A 20,600-nucleotide genomic window follows, 5' to 3' on the forward strand; every position below is an offset into this window, starting at 1 on the left:
TCTATTTGTCCAGCTCTTTGTGCGCCTCGCTTACCACTGTATGAACATCCAGAGCGGCATCTTCTGCTGGCTCTTCTCCATCTTTTTTCTTTAAGTGCAACAGGTACTCAATATTACCTTCGGGCCCTTTGATCGGTGAAAAGTCCAGGTGCAGGGCGGCAAATCCGATGCTCTTTGCATATGCCATCACTTTTTCAATGACTTCCTCATGTACTCCCGGGTCACGGACCACGCCTTTTTTCCCCACCTTTTCTCTCCCCGCCTCAAACTGGGGCTTGATCAGGCAGACGATCTCGCCGCCTTCCAGCAGCAGCTCCCGCACAGGCAGAAGCACTTTTGTCAGGGAGATAAAGGATACGTCTATGGACGAAAATCCGGCTCTCTCCCCCAAATCCTCCGGCACCACATAGCGGATATTGGTACGCTCCATGCAGACCACACGCGCATCATTTCTGAGCTTCCAGTCAAGCTGTCCGTGCCCCACATCAATGGCATAGACTTTCACAGCTCCGTTCTGCAGCATGCAGTCCGTAAACCCTCCTGTGGAGGAGCCCACATCCATGCACACTTTGCCTTCCAGAGTTACACCGAAGCGCTCCATAGCCTTTTCAAGCTTCAGCCCGCCACGGCTTACATACTTAAGGGTACTGCCCCTTACCTCTATCTTCACGGTATCGGCGAACATAGAGCCCGCCTTATCCTCTTTCTGGTTGTCCACATAGACATTGCCTGACATAATTATAGCCTTAGCCTTCTCCCTGGAAGGCGCAAGCCCCTGTTTAACCAGCATCACATCCAGACGCTCTTTCATCCTTCGTATGCCTCCTTGATTTTCTTGTATACTGACAGAGCATCCATGCCCGCTTCTTTTTTCAGCACTTCCGGATTGCCGTGGGAAATGAATGCGTCCGGAATGGCCACAATCTCCACCCTTACCTCAGGATGGTTCTCATGCATATAGGAGAGCACAGCACTTCCGAAACCTCCGGATTTCACATTCTCCTCCATGGTCACCAGCACTTTATGGGCCTTTGCCAGGCTATCCAGCATCCTGGTATCCAGAGGCTTCACAAACCTGGCATTTACCAGAGTGGGGTCTTTGCCCTCCTCTTTCAGCATATTGTAAACTTCCTCTGCTGTCCTGACCATGCTGCCCACAGGCACCAGCGCAATGTCGCGCCCTTTATAGATCAGCTCACTTTTCCCGTACACCATAGGCTCCCTGTACTCTTCCAGGCCGTCATAGGCTTCCCCGCGGGGATAGCGCACTGCGATAGGGCCGCTGTAGCGCACCGCGAATTTCATCATATCGGAAAGCTCCCATTTGTTTTTCGGAGCCATCACGGTCATGTTGGGAATCATGGACAGATAAGATAAGTCAAAACAGCCCTGATGGGTCTCCCCATCGCTTCCCACAATGCCTGCCCGGTCCACTGCGAATATCACATGCAGATTCTGGAGGCACACATCCTCGATCACCTGGTCCACTGCCCTCTGCAGAAAAGTGGAATAAATCGCCACCACGGGAATCAATCCCCCCAGGGCAAGGCCTGCCGCAAAGGTCACGGCGTGTTCCTCGGCAATGCCCACATCAAAAAAACGTTCCGGGAACATATTGCGGAACCGTTTCAGCCCTGTTCCGTCCGGCATGGCCGCTGTGACTGCTACCACGCGTTCCTCCCTGTCGCCGAATTTCCTCATGACTGTGGAAAAAATATCCGTGTAGTTGGCCTTACCGCTGTTGGCAAGGGGAATTCCGTGTTCCAGGTCAAATGCCGCTGTGCCGTGGAATCTGGCGGGATGCCGCATGGCAGGCTCGTATCCCCTGCCTTTTTCCGTGAGCACATGGACCAGCACCGGACCCTCCACTTTCCTGGCCTCATTGAGTACCTGGATCATACGCCCGCAGTCGTGGCCGCTGATGGGTCCCAGATATTTGATGCCCATATCTTCAAAGAACATACCGGGAATGATCAGTTGTTTGATACTGTCCTTTGTCTTGTGTATCCTCTGCACCATGGCAGGGCCGATCCCCGGTACCTTGTTCAGCGTGCGCTTCACTTCTGTCTTGAGCCCTGTGTAGGATTCCGCTGTGCGCAGATTGCTCAGGTACTGGGAGATGCCGCCCACATTCTCGGAAATGGACATTTTATTGTCATTTAAGACAATGATAAAATTCTTTTTTAACTGCGCCGCGTTGTTGAGTGCTTCGTAGGCCAGGCCGCCTGTCAGGGCACCGTCCCCAATCACGGAGACCACCCGGTAATCCTCTTTTTTCAAATCGCGCGCGCTGACATAGCCCACCCCTGCGGAAATGGAAGTGGAGCTGTGTCCTGTATCATAAGCGTCACATGAGCTCTCCGACCTTTTGGGGAAACCGCTCAGTCCGCCGAATTTTCTAAGTTCATCAAAGCCTTCCTTCCGCCCGGTCAGGATTTTATGGGTATAGGACTGATGCCCCACATCCCAGATGATCTTATCCTTGGGCAGGTCAAAGACATAGTGCAGAGCCATGGTAAGCTCCACAGCTCCCAGATTGGAAGCCAGATGTCCCCCTGTTCTGCTCAGATGTTCCAGCAGAAATTCCCTGATCTCCTGTGCAAGCTGCGGGAAATTCTCAGGCGGGATCTTCTTAATATCATTTTCTTTTTCTATCTGCTCTAACAGCATTTCTTACTGCACCTCTATTTTCTGCGGGTGCAAAGTGAGATCAGCAATTCTGTGAGAAATTCTTTTTCTCCGGGAAGCTCCTGCAGAAGCCCGATGGCTTCATCTGTCAGAATCCTGACCTTCTCTCCCGCTTTTTCGATTCCTTCCAGGGTCACGTATGTGGTTTTATGGTTTTTCTCGTCGCTGCCCACAGCTTTTCCAAGCTCCTTTGAGCTGCCTGTCACATCCAGTATATCATCCTGAATCTGGAAGGCAATGCCGATACGGCTTGCTGCCTGTTCTATTTTTTCTGTCTCTTCCCCGGATGCCCCTGCCAGCACGGCACCTATCATCATGGCACACTCGATCAGGGCTGAAGTCTTGTTCTCATAAATGTAATCAAGCATTTCCCTGGAAAGAGGTTTTCCGTCATTTTCCACGTCCACGCCCTGACCGCCCAGCATTCCGTGAATGCCTGTTTTCCTTCCCAGGATCTGAAGGGCACGGGCGATTCCTGCCTGTCTGCCTTCCCTGTGCGCGCATTCCATATCAAATGCGGTAAATGCCGTCTCATAGGCATAATTCAGCAAAGCGTCCCCTGCCAGTATAGCCGTGGATTCCCCGTAGACTACATGTGTAGTCTTCCTTCCTCTGCGATACTCGTCATTATCAAGGGCCGGCAGGTCGTCATGGATCAGGGAATGTGTGTGCACCATCTCCATGGCTGCCATAAACGGTTCCACCAGTTTCTCTGTGCCTCCGAACATGCGGTATGTCTCATACATAAAGACAGGACGCAGTCTCTTTCCGCCTGCCAGCATGCTGTAGTTCACCGCCTCAGCCATCTTTTTTGAAAATCCGGACTCCCGGGGCAGGTATTTTCTGATGACCTGTTCCGCCAGTTCCGTCCTCATTTGTAATTCTTCTTTAAAATTCACTTAATTCACCATTCTCATTCATCTTGAGCATCTTTTTTTCCACAGTATCAATTTTATTGCTGCACTGTTTTAAAAGCTCCATGCCCTGCTGGTACATGGTAAAGGAGTCCTCCAGGGAAATCTCCCGGCTCTCCAGCTTTTCCACAATGGTGTCCAGTTCTTTTAAGGATTCCTCGATCGTCTTTTCTTCTGATTCTTTTTTCGCTGCCAAATGTCACACCTCTCTTAGCGTTTTCCTTCTTTGTCACGTCTGCTTTCGGTTCGATGTCGGGTCTGCCTACTGTCCGGCCTGCTTTCAGATCACTGTCCCATCTGTGCGCTGTCGGAACTGACGGGTCTGCTTTCGGTTCACTGTCCCATCTGCGCACTGTCGGAACTGACGGGTCTGCTTTCGGTTCACTGTCCCATCTGCGCGCTGTCGGAACTGCCGGGACGGTCATTTCTGCTCACAGCCTGCACGCCTGTCACTCGTGACAGTATGCAGCCGTCACTGACCTGGATACGCAGAATATCGTCTGTCTTCACATGCTCTATACTGGTCACCGCACGATGTCTTTCATCTTCCACATAAGAAAATCCCTGATTCAGCTTTTCAAGAGGTGACAGACCCTTCATCCTCTCAATATAGATGTCCAGGCTTCTTCTTGCCATATAGATTTGATTCTTCATGGCAGCTTCCATCTTATCCTCCAAATCCATCAGGTGCTGACGTTTTTCCCGAATCTGATTCTCCGGGCTTAAGAACCTAAGCTTGTTCTGATACAGGCGCAAATGCTGGCGAAGCAGTAAAATTCTGTTCTCCACGCTTCTTGACAGCTTATCCCTGTAATCCTCAAAGGTCTTCAGCAGCATGCGCACATCGCCCACTGCCAGCTCTGCCGCCGCGGAGGGCGTGGGAGCCCGCAAATCTGCTACATAGTCCGCAATGGTGGTATCTGTCTCATGCCCTACGGCTGAGATCACAGGCGTCCTGCAGTTGAAAATGGCACGTGCCACTTCCTCCTCATTAAAGGCCCACAGATCTTCAATGGAGCCTCCGCCTCTTCCCACGATCATCACGTCCACACCATAGTCTTCCAGCATCTGAATCCCTTTCACAATGCTCTCCTTCGCACCTTCTCCCTGTACAAGGGCAGGGTAGAGAATGATCTGCACATAGGGATTTCTTCTGCCGGCCACATTCCTGATATCCTGCACGGCAGCCCCGGTTGGAGCTGTGACCACACCCAGGGTGCGGATGTGTTTTGGTATGGGCTGTTTATAATCCTGGGCAAACATTCCCATCTCCTCCAGCTCACGTTTCAGAGCCAGATAACGCTCATACAGAAGGCCGGCTCCTTCCAGGGTGATCTCCTTTGCGTAGAGCTGGTATTTGCCGTCTCTTTCGTATACATTCACACTGCCGCCCACGATCACCTTATCCCCGTTCTTCATCTGGAAGGCCAGGCCTTTTCTGGCTCCTGCAAACATAACGCAGGCCATGGCTCCTGTCTCGTCCTTCAGGGAAAAATAAATATGGCCGGAAGTGTGGTATTTACAATTGGATACTTCCCCTTTTATATAGATTTTATTTAGAAGGAAGTCCTGTGTGAACATATTTTTAATGTAGGTGTTCACCTGGCCTACGGAGTAGACGCTGTTCATGACAGCTCCTTGGCAATCTTTCCTAAAATACCGTTGACAAAGGAGGAGGAATCATCGCCGCCGAATTTCTTCGCCAGTTCCACTGCCTCGTTGATCGCCACCTTCACAGGCACATCCTCATCATATTTCATCTCATAGACCGCAAGACGCAGAATATTCACATCCACCTTGCTCATACGGCTCACTTTCCATCCGGAGGATGCCTGATTCAGGACTTCGTCAATCTCAGCGAGATGTTCCAGAATCTTTCCGTATTTGTCCTGCATATAGACCTCATTCATCGGGGTCAGTTCCTCCAGAGATTCAAAATACATCCGAATCTGCTCCGGCATCTCCTCTGACGGATTAAATTCTCTCAAAAACAGGAGCTTGAAAATGTGCTCCCTCATTTCTCTTCTACCCATGGTTATCCTCCGTTTGTGTTTGTAATCCATTCCATCTTCTATAAAGAAAAGGTGCCCTTTTTGTAAAAGACACCTTTTCATTTTTTCATTTCTAAAATGCTGTGCTTCACTTGTCAGGGTACTCTAACGGCTTTACACCTTATTTGGTCTTTTCCATCTCCACACTGGCAATCCGCACATTCACATCGGAAACATTCAGACCTGTCATATTTTCAATCGCAGATTTTACTCTCTCCTGCACCTTTTTGCTGGTTTCCAGGATATTGAAACCATATTCAATATTCAGGGCCAAATCCACACATACAACGTCCTCAAGCACGTCCACTTTGACGCCCTTGGAAAGGTTCTTCATGCCCAGCTTGCCTACCAGTTCATTGGTGATATTTCCTGCCATGGAGCCGACACCGTCAACTTCTGTAGCAGCCAGTCCGGCGATGATGGCAACCACTTCATCAGCAATCTGCACTTCACCAAGCGAACCGTTATCATGTATCTTATACGTATTTCTGTCTTCCGCCATAGTTTCAACCTCCTATAGGAAAATCTCCTGGTTGTTATTATACCAAATTCCTATAGAAAATAAAAGAGAAATTTTTTTGTGGCAGGGTGGAGGGCGGACGGAAGGGGTGAGAGGGCGGAGGAGCCGGGGGTGTGGGAAAGGTTTGGGGGATGTATAGTGGAGCGCCGGGGAGATCCACCTGCCCCAGTTACTTAATGAAGAGGCCACTGCCGATGAATTTAGTAACTGGGAGCAGGTTAGCTCCCTGGCAGCGGAACGCTTCCCCCAAACCTTTCCCACACCCCCGGCTCCTCCGCCCTCTCACCCCTTCCTGTTCTCCATCCTCCCACAAGTCTGTGAAGCGAACCCAAAAACAAAAAACCGTAAACCACAAACTCCCGGCTTACGGCTCTCTCATTACCTTTCGGCAGAGAAAGCCAGGGCTGGCGGGGGAGGTTGTTGTGGTCTTCTGGCAGACATTGCGGTAGAGAGCCTGAAAATCCAGCGCTTACTAAGACTTAGGCGCGAAGCCTCTGCTGAGCGTCTTAGTCGCAGTTAGCGCTTAGTTGAAGGGGAACGAAGCTGGCTGCCAGAAGACCACAACAACCTCCCCCGCCAGCCCGTCCCCCCTGCCAACTAACCCCTAAATATCCCGTGCCAAACGATAAGCCGCCCGTGCCGCCTCCAACACTCTTCCGCCTGCGAAACTGTCTCCGATGTTGTAAAGCTCTTTGGCTGCATGCATCCGAAGCCCTTCCAGATACAGACTCTCATCCGGCCTGCCTCCCATGGCAAATACCACCAGATCGGCGGGAAGCTCCTGTACCTCTGTCTCCGGGCCGATTTTTTTAGCCAGGGGATTGGCAATGTTTTCAGGAAGCTGTGGCTGCCAGGTATTGTAGGGGTCCGGAACCCCTTTTGAGATGTTCTTTTCTATCTGTACACTGTCCTTAGTGAATCCCGTGACTTTTGCACAGTTTAACAGCTTCACTCCCGCCTTCTCCATGTAATGGATCAGATGGTAACGGTTGGCTGTGCAGGCGCCGCTCATAATGTAGGGGAGCATCTCCACAACGGTCACGTCGCAGCCCTTTTCGTATTTGAGCCAGTATGCCGTCTCACATCCCACAACGCCGCCGCCGATGACCACGGTTCTTCTGGCATCTCCCAGTTTCTCGGGTTCGCAGAGAAGGTCTGTGGCCTGCACCCAGTCTGCCTGGTCCACGCCGGGGATTCTGGGGACTACGCTGGTGGTTCCGATGTTGTAGACAATGGCGTCAAAGTTCTGTTCTTTCAGCCACTGTGTATCTGCCTCCACACCGGTCTGCAGGATAATGCCGCCTTTTTCCTCTGCCAGCCGGACTTCCCTTATGAGGTAATCCAGATAGTTTTTAAAATCAAATTTTATCTTCGGTCTGCTGCCGGGAACCACCTTGCCGCCAAGCACCTTTTCCCGCTCGATCAGAGTCACCTCATGGCCGCGGGCAGATGCGGTCAGGGCAAACTGCATGCCTGAGGGGCCGGCTCCCACAACTGCGATTTTCTTTTTCTTCTCCGCTTTTGGCAGAGTCTCCGGTATCACATCCTCAAAGCCGGTTCTCGGGTTTACTGCACACTGGGGATGGCCGCCCTCCACAAACTCGTTGATGCAGCCCTCCTGGCATCCGATGCAGGGACGGATCCTGTCCACCTCCCCGGCATATGCCTTTTTGCACCAGTCCGGGTCAGCCAGAAGGGGACGCCCCAGCATGACAAGGTCGCACATACCGTCTCTTATAGCCTTTTCCGCCAGATCCGGGTATCCCAGTTTTCCCACTGCCACGATCGGTACCTCCAGGCCGGCATTGGATCTCACTTCCCTGGTCTTGAAATATTTCTTTGCGATCCTGGAAATTTCCAAAAAACAGCCTGCCGGCATACCTGCCGGGGGATGGGGCAGCCACCAGTTGTCATAGCAGCCCAGATCCACGTCAAACATATCCACGCCGGCTTTTACCAGATTTTCCATGTAGCGCAGGGTATCGTAGATGGTTCTTCCGTTTCCGAATTTCTTCAGGGATTTTACGCTCTCCATCCGCTCCTTGTACGTCTCATTGAGAGCCAGGGACAGATCGATCCTGTACATGATAGGATAAGCGTCTCCCACTCGTTTTCTGATCTCCCTTACAAGGTCCAGGCCGAAGTTCTGCCAGTAAGCATATCTTCCTGCTTTTCTCCTGTTGAACGCAGGGTTTGTGAGCTGGTCCAGCAGATAACCCTCATGGCCGTGGAGGTAAACGCCGTCAAGTCCCGCTGTCTTGGCGTCGGAGGCGGCCTGGCCGCCGTTTTTAATGATTTTATGGAGAGCCAGGTCTGTCAGCGGCAGACAGGGAAGCTCCGGAATGTAGAAATTAGGGTTCAGAGATGCGGAACAGGGCAGCTTCATCTCATTGATGACACACTGGGGCGGTCCCACTCTTCCGAGTCCCGGGGTGAGCTGGATAAAAATGCGGCTCCCGTATGCATGTACTCCCTGAGCTAGATCTCTCCACCCGGAGAAAACCGTCCGGCTTCTGTCGATCCTGGGGAAAAAGCTCAGCTTCCCGGGCTCGGTAACGGTATTGTCAATCCCGTGGCTGATGGGGATCAGGCCGGTTGTAAGAAGGCCGGTCCCTCCTTTTGCCCTGGCAAAAAAATACTGGAGCATCTTGTCATTTGGCCGTCCGTTCTCCTCACACATGTTCAGATTGCCCATGGGGGCCATGACGACCCTGTTTTTCAATGTCATGCGGTTGACCCGTATAGGTGAAAAGATCGCGTCGTAGGGGTAAAGCTTACTGCTCATGACAGCAGAGTGTCCGGGACAGTTTTCCTTCTCCTCCTGTACCCAGCTTCCATAGCTGTCTACCAGCTTCTGAACGATTTTATCAGTTTTCAAACATGTCACCTCTTTCTGTTCTGGAAATGCAGTTTCCGAAGCCCTTCCACCTCATCGCAGATTTCCTTTAATCCGCAGGTGCTGCACTCTTTGTCTGCTTTTTCCATGATTTTATTTAGTGCTTTTGTTATCATTTTATTCTTCTCTGCCAGCCGCTTAAGCGACAAAAAATCTGCTGACTCCTCGGTTATGAACAGCACCTGCACAGCTTTTACACCGGGGTATTCCAGATATTTATTTATATACAGACTGCCTACCCGGGCAAAGGACAGCCCTTCCTTAACGGCTTTTTTTCCTACTCTGACCTGTTCCCGCTCCTCCATGGAGGAGGCTCTTACCATAAATCCTTCGGGGTAGACACTGTATTTGATCAGGTCAATGTCCTTACAGATGTGATACGCCCTGTCGTCCTCCCCAATCTCCTCCGTCTCCGCAAATGTGATTCTGGCATAGGAAAGAGGCCCCCTGATCTGCCCAAGATCCGGCCCGTACAGCAGGGTTTTGCTTTCCCCCACTATGCCCGGCGTGGAGGAAACACAGGTATACGCTGCGCTCTTTTTCTCTCTGCCGCCAAGCTCAAAGGCCGTCTCTTTTAGAAGCAGCACCTGGCTGTCCTTCCGGGCGGGTGCGCAGTCCTGTGCATTATAGGGAAAACAGGCGGCAGGGATCTGCTGCAGCAGAGAACGGGTATCCCGGATGATCTGATCCTGTATATCCATTACAGTTTTCTCTCCCTGTCCATATCGTCGTAATGTTTGCCAAGCAGCTTATAGACAAAGCCAATCAGCTTCACATCCAGGTTAAAGATATATATGATGAAAAGCAGGACGGCTGCGATTCCGCTTACTGCCAGTATCTTTTTCAGGATGCATCCGTGCTTTTTGATACAGCATGTCTTTACACAGCATTCTTTCTTCATAGGGATTCCTCCTTTATCTTCTGCCCTTCTGGCGGGCATATTCCGCTGCGCCCAGGGCGCCCATAAGCTGCGGGTCCACATCCAGATCGATCACTTTTACCTTCAGAACATGTTCAATGGCCTTTTTCAGTCCTGCATTCTTGGCGCAGCCTCCGGTCAAGGTGATCCTGTCCGTGACACCGGCTTTCTTTGCCATGACAAAACAGCGTTTTGCCACTGCCAGCTCAATACCGGCTGCGATCTCGTCCCTTGCCTTTCCCTCGCCTACCAGTGTGATCACTTCACTCTCCGCAAATACGGTGCACTGGGCAGTGATGGGAATGACATTTTTCGCGCTCAGAGACAGATTTGAAAAATCCTCCAGGGACATTTCAAAGGCATTTGCCATGGTCTCGAAAAAGCGTCCCGTTCCGGCGGCACACTTGTCATTCATGGCAAAGTTCTTGACGGTGCCGTCTGTGTCTATGGCAATTCCCTTTACATCCTGTCCGCCGATATCAATGATGGCGCGCACTTCCGGGTTCGTCACATGGACACCCATGGCATGGCAGCTTATCTCCGAGATATTTTCGTCCGCAAAGGGTACCTTGTTTCTTCCGTAGCCGGTGCCGATGAGATAAGCCAGGTCCTCCGGGCTTTTTAACTCCTCCACCTGTTTTACGGTTTCATCCATGGCGATCACGGAGCTTTCCGATGGATTGATCTTACTTTTTATTGTTGTGTGGGCAGCTATATTTCCCTCCTCATCCAGTATCACGCATTTGGTATAGGTGGAGCCCACGTCACAACCCCCATAATATTTTTTCATTGCCTGCAACCTCCTTTTCCCGGATATCTACCATTCTTTCTCATCGTCAAAATCTTCCAAAGACGGGTCCACGGGTTCCTCATGCATGACTGTGCGCATGTAGCGGTTCACGGACTCTCTCATATGGCGCCTGGAGACCGTTCTGGGGTCCATCAGATCGTGTTCCACCCAGATAAAACGGATTCCCCGCTCCCTTGCCTGATCGTCAAACAGTCCCTGAAGCCCTGCCATGGTCTTGCAGGAAATGTGGCTGTACATGATGACCATATCCGCATGGAATTCCTCACAGACCTTCCAGAGTTCATCCAGCACATTGGCATAGCCGCCGTTGGTGTGTTTTCTCATGGCCATTCGCTCATAGGTCCATGCAATATCCTTTAAAGATTCCTCTTTGTCCTCCGTATTGATGAATTTCATGGACATCATGCTCTCCATATCAATGAGCACATCAATCCCCCAGCACTGTTCTGCCCAATTTCCGAAGTTGGCGTAATAGTGGGCCGGACAGGACCATACCACAGCCCGGTGCCGCATCTCTTTTGCACAGGGGTTCTTCTCCCTGTAGGCCTTCATCATGATCTCGTTCACTCTCTCATCTGTCTTCAAAAATCTGGGATCCCGGCCTGCGTCTGCCATATAGCTCAGCTCTCGGTAGATAGCCAGGATGGAGCCTGTGATCTGCGGATACGCGGTCTGGTTTACATCCCATTTCTCCTGCTCATACTCTGTCTCCTTATTGTATCTTTCCATGGCTTCAAAATAAGCGTCCCAGTCAAATGTCTCCCCTGTATTCTCCTCGATAAAGCGGATCATACCCTTGATTTCCTCCACCGCATAGTCCACGGCCTGCTCATCCAGATAGCGCACCGGAAGAGTCAGCGGATAGGTGGGGAGCTTAAAATATCTGTCCTGGAATATATTTGTCATAACGCTTCCGTCGCAGGGCATGCTGCTGGTTATATAGCATTTTCCGAATATGGGATAATCCCCGGCGATGCCGCATCCTGCCTCCGCGGAGGGAAGGGGACATACGTCTGCCGGAAGCCCGTAGTTTTCCGTCTCATCCAGATAATGTACCTGCATCTGCTGATCCAGAAGGGAAGTGATGTACACAGGGGCCATCTGGGACGGCATGCCTATGAGGTTCGGAAAACCTGCCATGATATGTATGGGCATCATCTCGTCAAAAAGTACGATTTTATCGCTTAAGGCATTGGGTCCGTTCAGGTTCTCATCTGCCTTGAAGGTGTTTTCCAGAAGGCGGGTACAGAACCGCACGATCATCCTCATATGCTCCCTGGCAATACGGAGCTGCGGCCCGCGCAGTCCTGTGAGCTGGGCGTCAATGAACATGGGGGTCTGCAGATAGGAACTGAACCATCTGTATTTCCACAGTCCCTTTACGGAACCCACAGGATTTTTCATGATCATAAGGCTCATATCTCCCCACACCTGCAGCCATTTTGCAAAGTCGTAGGCTGTGTCCTTTACACCTCTCCACTCTCTGAAGGCGGTTGTCAGCTCACCGGTGTGGACATCTCCCTTGTGATGGTCCATGTCTTTCCAGGCATGAAAGGCTCTGGAGACTGTTTTTTTCTCCTTTTTCAGAATCTCACTGCCCTGTGTTTTCAGTTCTTTTCCCTTTTCCAGCAGTTCTTCTATTTTTTTATCCATGGAGGGCGCCTCCTCTCTGGTTCTGGATCTTCTTAATTTCCATCCGTTCCACAAAAGCCTGGATCCTGGTACGCATCTGCCCGGAGGAGCCGGCCCTGTAAGGTCTGTCCACGGACAGTACCGGAAGTTCGTATTCCTCCTGCATGATATGACTGACTAAGGCTCTTTCATATCCCCAGTAGTCACAGAATTTTAACTGCTCATATATAATGCCGTCTGCATGGTAATCCTCATAGAGTTTTCTCACAAAATCACGTCTTGCCTGGATCTTCTCGTGGCTCATATAACGGGCACACTGGCTGTCCTCCATATATCTGCGGCATACTGCCTTCAGTGCGTCCTCCTCTTCTCCAATGTGTATCTCCTGTCTTCCCGGAAAGGAGCCAAAGCAGAAACGGTCTGCTACCACAAGAGCACCGGCCTCCTCCACCAGCTTCGTAAAATCAGGGTCATCGATCTCACTGCCCGCAATGACCACCCTGGCCCGGTAATTCTTTTTTTCATCCGGTTCTCTGTTTCTGATCTCCTCCAGCGTCTCCTGCAGCCTGTCCAGGATCAGATATTTCGGACAGACATAGGTGACCAGGTTCAGAATATGGAATTCGTAGCCTGTAATGCGGGGATTCTCTTCCTTGCGGTATTCCCCGATCTCTGTGATGGTACGGCAGATTTTATTGTGCTCCTCCACAGCCTTTCTGATGGCATCATCCGAAGTGTCCACCCCGTAGTTTTCCTCAAGTTTTTTAAAGACCTTTGTTCGAATCTGTTCTGCCTGGTGCTCCACCCCATGTTCCGTCACCTTATAGGGCACATCCACATGGGACATGAAAAATTTGTCTCCCGGTATCAGCTTCTGCACCAGGATATTTTCCATGGAACGGTTCATCTGGGCACAGGCATCAACCGCTGCTATACCGTCCAGGAAATTGTAGCCGCCCTCCACTGCCCGCTCCAAAAGGGCGCGGCAATACTCACAGGTATAGTTTGACATGTAATATGTGGCAATCTCCAGGGAACCTGTCCTGGGCGCCCTCATCCTGAGGGAAAAACAGTTGTCCACATTGAGCAGAACCTCCGGCATATGGAAACAGGTATATCCAATCGCCAGTTTTCCCTCCTTTTTTGCCTGCTGTACCAGTTCATTGTTAGCCTCCTGAAGCAGGTTTTCAAAGTAAAACAAGTGCTTTAAATCTTTCACCCGGTTCACACCTCCTTATACAATATGCAGTTTTTCCAGTGCCTCTCCCACGCCTGCTGCCAGCAGGGAACTGTCAGGCAGGTCTAAAATGTTCTCCCCCTTCAGATCAAACTCTGTCAGACTGCTGTCCTGTCCGATGGACCCGAGAAAAGGAATCTTCTCAAAATCCAGAAACCTCAGCATTTCCGTATCCGGCAGACGGTTCACAAGCACACCGCAGGCTTCATACATGACCAGCTCATCCGCCACTTTTTTTATGGTTTTGATGACCTGCAGCCCTTTCTGACTGGGATCTGTGATGAGAATCAAATGAGTCACGCGCTCCATAACACGGCGGTTGATCTGTTCAATCCCGGCCTCACCGTCAATCACCACATAGTCAAACTGCTCTGCCATCATGGTGATGACTTCCTTCAGATATGCGTTTACCGCACAGTAACATCCTGCAGCCTCCGGGCGTCCGATCGCCAGAAACGCAAATCCCTCCTGCTCTTTCAGAGCGTCAAACATTAAATTTCTGGCCTCCCCCAGGCACTCCACCGCTTCCTTTTTCTGACCTTTTTGAACATTTTCAACAATTGCCTTCCGTATGTCATCCATGGTGCTCTCCACAGTAACCCCAAGTGCTGTGGCAAGCCCTACAGCCGGGTCCGCGTCGATGGCCAGGATCCTGGCATCCGGATATTTCCGTGTCAGGATACGAACGATCATGGCGGAAACCGATGTCTTTCCCACACCTCCTTTACCTGCAACGGCAATGATTTTTGCTTCTCCCATACGCCTATCCACCTCCTGTGTTCACGCTGCACTGTTACCTTTATTATAGAGATTCGACCGATTATAGTCAATGCAATTTGTTTATTTTTATTATATTTTTCTGTAAATTATATCCACATTACTTTGTATTTCAAAATATTATTTGTATCTCCGGAACAAGAATGTATTTTCATGCAATTCATCCGATAAATATCCATAATTTTTCGTAAAATACAAAAGGCAAAGCTATTTGACAGCTTTGCCTTTGCAATCATTACTTATTTTGTTAAAATGGATCTTCGGCTCACTCACGGCTCCATAACAAAATGGAACGCTCTTTCAGCCACTGTTTCCATACCTGAAAATCCGGCATGAGCTGTTCCACCAGTCTGATGGTCAGAAAAGGATAATTTTTCACACGGGCCAGTGTGAGGATGACCACATAGTCCAGCACCTCCTCCGGTGCAAGGATCAGTCTCCAGTTAAAAAAGAGCCTGCCGTCCTTTGTGCATTTTCCCCATTGACCATATTTTTCCATAACCTGGATCTGCTCATAAGAAACTCCCATAAGTGACGCATAGTAATCTGCTTTCACAGCGAAGATTTCCAGTGCAGAATCAAGGTACTGGGCCTTTTCTTCCTTCTGATATGGCTGGGCATTGATATACCAGGCATCGGTTTTCCCGGCCTCTGCCTTTTTATGTATCCATTCTTTTTTCATTCGTACAAACTGTTTGATTTTTCGCTTAGGATAATGCTTTGGCGCCCGGACTACCACATTCCCTTCCGGTGTGATCTGGATTCCCACTGTAGTCCTGCTGCCGTAAATTATTTGGTATTCCATTTTATTACCCCCGTTGCTGTGCACTCCCCTCTCTGTTTGACGAAACTTTCTGCCGCTTTTTTATTATACTGTATTTTTCCTCCTTTGAAAACAGGCAATTAAAAAAGAGCCCTGTCGGACTCTTTTTCTCAGTTTCTGCTGAATTCCGCAAGCTCCAGGCCTTCGTTCCTGTCCAGCGTCATGCCCACACTCCAGGCATTGACAAACAGAAGCAGCGGATTTCCTCTCATATCTTTTACTTTCTTCATATCTGAGGTTCCTGTCAGCTTTTCAATATCCACGGATTCCTTGTTGGCGATCCAGCGGATATGTTCGTACGGCAGGTTCTCCAGACGGATTTCCACATTATACTCATTTTCCAGTCTGTATTTCAGCACGTCAAACTGCAGGACACCTACTACGCCTACAATGATCTCCTCCATGCCGCCCATAAATTCCTGGAAGATCTGGATCGCACCTTCCTGGGCAATCTGGTTGACACCTTTGACAAACTGTTTTCTCTTCATGCTGTCCATGAGACGAACCCTTGCAAAATGCTCCGGCGCGAAGGTTGGGATACCTTCATAGGCATATTTTTTCCCCGGTGAACACACTGTGTCGCCGATGGAGAAAATGCCCGGGTCAAAGACACCGATAATGTCACCTGCATAGGCCTCCTCCACCACATGACGATCTGAAGCCATCATCTGCTGAGGCTGGGAAAGACGCATCTTTTTATTTCCCTGGACATGGTACACTTCCTGGGAAGCGTCGAATTTTCCGGAACAGATACGCATAAACGCGATTCGGTCTCTGTGGTTCTTATTCATATTTGCCTGAATCTTAAATACAAAAGCAGAGAATTCTTCCTTCATAGGGTCAATGACTCCGATATCCGCAGTTCTTGGCAGCGGTGAGGATGTCATTTTCAGGAAATGCTCAAGGAATGTCTCTACACCAAAGTTGGTGAGAGCGGAGCCGAAAAATACGGGAGACAGTTTTCCCTGGTTGACCAGATCCTGGTCAAATTCCGCACTGGCACCATCCAGCAGTTCGATCTCTTCCAGAAGCTGTTCCTTCTGTTCTGCATCCAGCACCTGATCAAGGCGCGGTTCGTCAATGCCGATCTCTTCCTCAATCCCCTCTTTTGTACCTTTCATGGTATCGGAGAAGGTGAGTACCTTCCCGGTATCTCTGTCATACACACCTCTGAACTTCTTGCCGGAACCAATGGGCCAGTTGATGGGGCAGGTGGGAATTCCCAGCTCCTTCTCAATGTCGTCCAGCAGATCAAAGGTATCGTTTGCATCCCTATCCAGCTTGTTGATAAAGGTAAAAATAGGGATATGACGCATGGCACAGACTTTGAACAGCTTTCTGGTCTGTGCCTCCACACCTTTTGAGGCGTCAATGACCATGACCGCAGAATCTGCTGCCATCAGGGTACGATATGTGTCCTCCGAGAAATCCTGATGTCCCGGAGTATCCAATATGTTAATGCAATAACCATCATAGTTAAACTGCAGCACAGAGGAAGTAACGGAAATACCTCTCTCTTTTTCAATTTCCATCCAGTCAGAAACCGCATGGCGTGAGGTTGCCTTGCCCTTCACACTTCCTGCCAGATTGATGGCTCCTCCGTAGAGAAGGAACTTTTCCGTCAGTGTGGTCTTACCGGCATCGGGATGGGATATGATCGCAAATGTACGTCTTTTCGTAATTTCTTTCGTATAGTCAGCCACTTGAGGGACCTCCTTATTCTTTTAACACGCTTAAAACATTTTAGTATACCGGGAATATGGTGTCAAGGACTTCTTAAACTTTCTCTTATCTCATTATTCCCCGTCGGAGGTTCCTTCATCCATTGGTGTGATCACGATATTCTCTACCGGAACGCTTGTTTTCCGTTTTACGATGTCCTCGATCTGGGCGCGTTTATCATCTGCCATGTACTCCTGGGGAACGATCACGTCCGCGGAGTCATTGGTCAGATTCACTACCACGTTCTCAAATCCCTTGGCATCCAGCAGCAGCTCCGCAGCTTCCTCCTGCTCAGCCAGATCTGTCATTTTCACCATGGATGCAATGGCTTCCTGTTTCTGCTCGTCTCCAATGTTCTCATTGTTGATGATCTCAAGAAGGGTCTCTTTGTTGGCGGAGCGCACCTGTTCCCTGCTGACCTTTGCCTGTGCCACAAAATTGGATGCTCCTGTCAGAACTGCCTCACCTGGTGTCTCAGCGGACGCGTCTTTGCTGTCTGCATTGTTGTCCGTGGTGTTTCCGTCCTCCCCAGTGGCTGTGCCGTCTGTGGATGAGGAGCTCTGATCCTGTGTTGTATTATTGTCCTCTGTGGTGCCGGTATCCCCGTTTTCCGCCGCTGCATTCTCTTCAAGCAAAGCGGACTCGTCTGTAAGGTCGTAATCCAGGCTGTCAATATCCTCCACGATTCCGTCTGCGTCCGCTGTCTCTTTGCTCTTATCATCCGCTGTGTTTGTGCTGGCTTTCTTAAGTGTCTTGTCAATCCCCAGATGGTTATCTGAATAATTGATGTACCCGGCAACCGCGATCATGATTGCCAGTGCGGTGATAATGACCTGATTCTTCTTAAAGATTTTTTTCATGCGAGCTACTCCTTTAATTCATTTTAGCAACTGCCCTGCCGAAAGAACGCCTTTTTGGGCGTCAGCGGTCAGTCACCATCTTCATTACTTTAATTTTATGGGCTTCTACCTGAAATAATGCCTGCACAGCCTCCTGAATATTCTGAATTACATGGGGATCTTCCCCGCCCTCGGCCACAACCACTACGCCGCTTATTTTCGGGTAACGCTCATTTGACAGATACGGCTCCTGGTTGCCCTTGGAATCCTTGGAATATACGGTGTCTGTGCCGTCCTTTTCCACCACCCTCTCTCCTGTGTCCTCAAATGTGACGAAGACGTCTGTCTTTCCGATTCCCTTTACCTCAGCCAGCACCTCCTTAAGCCGCTGCTGAAGCTGGTCCTCATAATTGGTTTTCTGGCTTGCTTCGCTTGTGGGTGTACTCTTGGCAGTCTGTTCCTCGGTATCCTTCTTCTTCACAGGCATGGCAATGATGAGCAGCAGGATGCCTGCCAGCAGCACTACCACAATCTGCTCCTTTTTCAGCATTTCCGGAAATGGCTTCATGGTCCCACCGCTCCTTCCTGCAGGGAATCTTCCTCATCCTGCGGCTGTGTATCCCCGGTATCCTCACTTTTTTTATTCCAGCCGTACTCCTCCTCAATCTCCCTTGCATAGTTCTCCCATTCCTCCCGGTCCCGCTCCTCCTCTTCCATGTACCGGTCCACACCCGCGTCGATTTTATTCTCAAGCTGCAGGAAATCCAGCACAGGCGAGAGCAATAGGAGTATCAGAAGCAGTCCCATATAAAACTGAATGTACTTTTTATAATTGTTGTCCGGCAGAAAATGCATCACTGCGGATAAAAAAATAAAGTAGCACGCCAGGTTCCGCATCCAGCCGTAAAGGGTATCTGTCATATTGCCGGCCTCCTAATGTCCGATAAATGAAATGGTGAGTACTGCAATGGTGATCAAAAACAGCAGTTCCATGGTGAGCAGCACCTTTAAAAGCAGCATACAGCCGTCCCCGATGGTAGCCAGAGCCCCCACCATTCTTTTGTCCGAAATAGGCTGGACAATGGCTGCCAAAAGCTTGTAGAGCAGAGTCGTCATCCCCAGCCGTATGACAGGGGGAAGTCCCACACACAGGATGACTATGATCCCGATAACTCCCAGCCCGTTCCTCACCAGGACAGCGGTTCCGAGGGCTACCTCTGTCACGCCGTTTATGGCGTTTCCGATGCCCGGGATAGCTGCCGCCGTCTTGCCGATAACGTCCCGCTTCAGCGTGTCTATGGCAGGGCTTATCATGTTCTGGATGATCTGCATTCCGATCACAACTGCTATACAGGTCCGCATGACCCATTCCACTATGGTCCTCACAAGCTCTGCCATTTTGGAGAGGAAATCCTCACTGTGCAGAAAGTTTACAAGCTGAAGCAGCACGTATATATGGATACCCGGCAGAACACCTTTTAAAAAGATAACCTGTACCACATACACCAGCACCAGGACCACTTCATAGAAGACCATGGCTGTGGCACTCCCCGTAGCCGCAGTGACTGCCAGGAAGTAGGAGGGCATCAGCGCTTTCATAAAAGTGACAAAGCCTGTCAGCCCCTCACTTATCTCTATGCTGAGTGTACCGAAGGAATGCACCAAAGCTGCCAGAAGAAGCATGTATACAATGTAAAAACTGATCTCCCCCATCTGTCCGTTGTTGAATACACTGGAAAAATTGGAAAACAGAGAAGCCAGCAGCACAAGCAGCACCACATGGATCATGGTATCCCTCTCCGCCGCCAGGTTTTCCAGCAGAAAATTCTTGGCCAGCGCAAAAAAATACTCTTTTGAGAACAGCTTCTCTCCGCTTAAAATCTTATGCAGGGCGTCCTCCAGACTGAAGCTTTCCTCCCCCAGAAGCTCATTGATGGCATCCTGCATCTGCTCTAACTCCATGTCATCCATGAGTTTTTCCTCTGTGGCACTCTGTGTGTCCTGACGGATCTCTTCCTCTGACTTTTCATCTGCTGCGTCTTTGTTCTCCGCCGTATTCCCGTTCTCCGCCGCATTCCCGTTCTCTGCCGCATTCCCGTTCTCCGCCGCATTTCCGTTCTCCGCCGCATTCTCGTTCTCTGCTGCATTCCCGTTTTCCGCTGCATTCCCGTTCTCCGCCGCATTCCCGTCCCCGTTATCTTTTGGCTGCCCATCCTGCGTTACGGTATTCTGCGGCTGGTTTTTCATCACATCTTGTCCTGCATTTGCCGAAAAAAAAGAGGCTCTCACCTCCACTGCCGCAGCCAATACCAGAAACAGCACTGCCAGCACGCATCCTGCTGCCCTGACTCTTTTTCCTATCCCCCCTTTCATACCAGAAACCCGTAGATGGCCTCCATCAGTGCAAGCAGCACCGGCATGGACAATACCATGATATAAAGTTTGACAAAAATCTCAATCTGGTTCCCAATAGCCCCGTATCCCGCGTCTTTGCAGATGCTGGCGGAGAACTGGCCGATGTAGGCAGCCCCTATCATTTTCAGCAGTATGGTCAGATATTTTGTATCCACAGGCACATACTCCTGGATCTTCAGCACAGAGTCCAGCAGGTAGGAGAGCTTCTGCGCCATGAAGGTAAAGATGCAGATTCCCACTGCCAGGCTCAGATACAGAGAATACTCCGGCTTTGTCTCTTTTAAAAACAGCGCCAGCACCACTCCTGTCATGCCCAGCATGACGATTTTCACCACTTCCATCCAAAGCCCTCCTTT

The 20,600-nt window shown here is 50.2% G+C and carries 21 protein-coding genes; all 21 read right to left on the bottom strand.

Translation table 11 applies throughout. The features are described 5' to 3' along the window. Position 1 precedes the first annotated feature (1 nt). The 21 genes from V8Q34_RS15865 to V8Q34_RS15965 all read right to left on the bottom strand — a co-directional run bounded on the left by V8Q34_RS15865 (position 2) and on the right by V8Q34_RS15965 (position 20,585). On the bottom strand, positions 2-811 hold the full coding sequence (locus V8Q34_RS15865; protein ID WP_054352340.1) for a TlyA family RNA methyltransferase: 810 nt from the start codon (positions 809-811) through the stop codon (positions 2-4). Next, the gene (dxs, locus tag V8Q34_RS15870; RefSeq protein ID WP_033141190.1) at positions 808-2,670 is read right to left on the bottom strand and encodes a 1-deoxy-D-xylulose-5-phosphate synthase; all 1,863 of its coding nucleotides are present in this window, start codon (positions 2,668-2,670) and stop codon (positions 808-810) included. The genes V8Q34_RS15865 and dxs overlap by 4 nt, the downstream gene beginning before the upstream one ends. A 14-nt stretch (positions 2,671-2,684) precedes the next feature. After that, positions 2,685-3,587, bottom strand: coding sequence for a polyprenyl synthetase family protein (locus V8Q34_RS15875; protein ID WP_335835887.1), 903 nt, complete (start codon positions 3,585-3,587; stop codon positions 2,685-2,687). Next, entirely contained in the window at positions 3,577-3,798 is a 222-nt protein-coding gene (gene xseB / locus V8Q34_RS15880; protein ID WP_335835888.1) for an exodeoxyribonuclease VII small subunit, read from the bottom strand. The genes V8Q34_RS15875 and xseB overlap by 11 nt, the downstream gene beginning before the upstream one ends. A gap of 185 nt (positions 3,799-3,983) precedes the next feature. Then, positions 3,984-5,231 carry an exodeoxyribonuclease VII large subunit gene (xseA, locus tag V8Q34_RS15885; RefSeq protein WP_335835889.1) on the bottom strand — a complete coding sequence of 416 codons (1,248 nt, stop codon included), beginning with the start codon at positions 5,229-5,231 and terminating at the stop codon, positions 3,984-3,986. Beyond that, complete coding sequence (gene nusB / locus V8Q34_RS15890) at positions 5,228-5,635, bottom strand: transcription antitermination factor NusB (protein ID WP_033141193.1); 408 nt, start codon at positions 5,633-5,635, stop codon at positions 5,228-5,230. Before nusB ends, xseA begins: the two co-directional genes overlap by 4 nt. A gap of 139 nt (positions 5,636-5,774) precedes the next feature. Next, complete coding sequence (locus V8Q34_RS15895) at positions 5,775-6,155, bottom strand: Asp23/Gls24 family envelope stress response protein (protein WP_018596515.1); 381 nt, start codon at positions 6,153-6,155, stop codon at positions 5,775-5,777. A gap of 622 nt (positions 6,156-6,777) precedes the next feature. Then, a complete protein-coding gene (locus V8Q34_RS15900) occupies positions 6,778-9,051 on the bottom strand; it encodes an oxidoreductase (RefSeq protein ID WP_033141194.1) in 2,274 nt (757 codons plus the stop codon). A gap of 5 nt (positions 9,052-9,056) precedes the next feature. Further along, positions 9,057-9,770, bottom strand: coding sequence for a hypothetical protein (locus tag V8Q34_RS15905; RefSeq protein WP_033141195.1), 714 nt, complete (start codon positions 9,768-9,770; stop codon positions 9,057-9,059). Then, a complete protein-coding gene (locus V8Q34_RS15910) occupies positions 9,770-9,970 on the bottom strand; it encodes a hypothetical protein (RefSeq protein WP_033141196.1) in 201 nt (66 codons plus the stop codon). The genes V8Q34_RS15905 and V8Q34_RS15910 overlap by 1 nt, the downstream gene beginning before the upstream one ends. Before the next feature lie 13 nt (positions 9,971-9,983). Beyond that, positions 9,984-10,778 carry an acyl-CoA dehydratase activase gene (locus tag V8Q34_RS15915; protein ID WP_103732581.1) on the bottom strand — a complete coding sequence of 265 codons (795 nt, stop codon included), beginning with the start codon at positions 10,776-10,778 and terminating at the stop codon, positions 9,984-9,986. A gap of 27 nt (positions 10,779-10,805) precedes the next feature. Next, the gene (locus V8Q34_RS15920; RefSeq protein WP_335835890.1) at positions 10,806-12,452 is read right to left on the bottom strand and encodes a 2-hydroxyacyl-CoA dehydratase family protein; all 1,647 of its coding nucleotides are present in this window, start codon (positions 12,450-12,452) and stop codon (positions 10,806-10,808) included. Beyond that, on the bottom strand, positions 12,445-13,650 hold the full coding sequence (locus V8Q34_RS15925) for a 2-hydroxyacyl-CoA dehydratase family protein (RefSeq protein ID WP_335835891.1): 1,206 nt from the start codon (positions 13,648-13,650) through the stop codon (positions 12,445-12,447). The genes V8Q34_RS15920 and V8Q34_RS15925 overlap by 8 nt, the downstream gene beginning before the upstream one ends. 15 nt (positions 13,651-13,665) lie before the next feature. Continuing rightward, positions 13,666-14,427, bottom strand: coding sequence for an ATP-binding protein (locus tag V8Q34_RS15930; RefSeq protein ID WP_335835892.1), 762 nt, complete (start codon positions 14,425-14,427; stop codon positions 13,666-13,668). A 283-nt stretch (positions 14,428-14,710) separates the two neighbouring features. Further along, positions 14,711-15,250: a M48 family metallopeptidase gene (locus tag V8Q34_RS15935; RefSeq protein WP_033141200.1), complete on the bottom strand. Its 540-nt coding sequence runs from the start codon at positions 15,248-15,250 to the stop codon at positions 14,711-14,713. Between the two features lie 128 nt (positions 15,251-15,378). Continuing rightward, a complete protein-coding gene (locus V8Q34_RS15940; protein WP_033141201.1) occupies positions 15,379-16,971 on the bottom strand; it encodes a peptide chain release factor 3 in 1,593 nt (530 codons plus the stop codon). Positions 16,972-17,064: 93 nt separating this feature from the next. Then, entirely contained in the window at positions 17,065-17,850 is a 786-nt protein-coding gene (locus V8Q34_RS15945; protein WP_033141202.1) for a SpoIIIAH-like family protein, read from the bottom strand. A 61-nt stretch (positions 17,851-17,911) separates the two neighbouring features. After that, positions 17,912-18,397: a stage III sporulation protein AG gene (locus tag V8Q34_RS15950; protein ID WP_033141203.1), complete on the bottom strand. Its 486-nt coding sequence runs from the start codon at positions 18,395-18,397 to the stop codon at positions 17,912-17,914. Beyond that, positions 18,394-18,750 (bottom strand): stage III sporulation protein AF, encoded by a 357-nt coding sequence (locus tag V8Q34_RS15955; protein WP_052099419.1) that lies wholly within the window; start codon positions 18,748-18,750, stop codon positions 18,394-18,396. Before V8Q34_RS15955 ends, V8Q34_RS15950 begins: the two co-directional genes overlap by 4 nt. A 12-nt stretch (positions 18,751-18,762) precedes the next feature. Continuing rightward, a complete protein-coding gene (locus V8Q34_RS15960) occupies positions 18,763-20,202 on the bottom strand; it encodes a stage III sporulation protein AE (protein WP_335835893.1) in 1,440 nt (479 codons plus the stop codon). Continuing rightward, a complete protein-coding gene (locus tag V8Q34_RS15965) occupies positions 20,199-20,585 on the bottom strand; it encodes a stage III sporulation AC/AD family protein (RefSeq protein ID WP_018596529.1) in 387 nt (128 codons plus the stop codon). The genes V8Q34_RS15960 and V8Q34_RS15965 overlap by 4 nt, the downstream gene beginning before the upstream one ends. Between the last annotated feature and the right edge of the window lie 15 nt (positions 20,586-20,600).

This window comes from Blautia sp. JLR.GB0024, assembly GCF_037000545.1.
In the GTDB taxonomy this organism is placed as follows: domain Bacteria; phylum Bacillota; class Clostridia; order Lachnospirales; family Lachnospiraceae; genus Blautia; species Blautia celeris.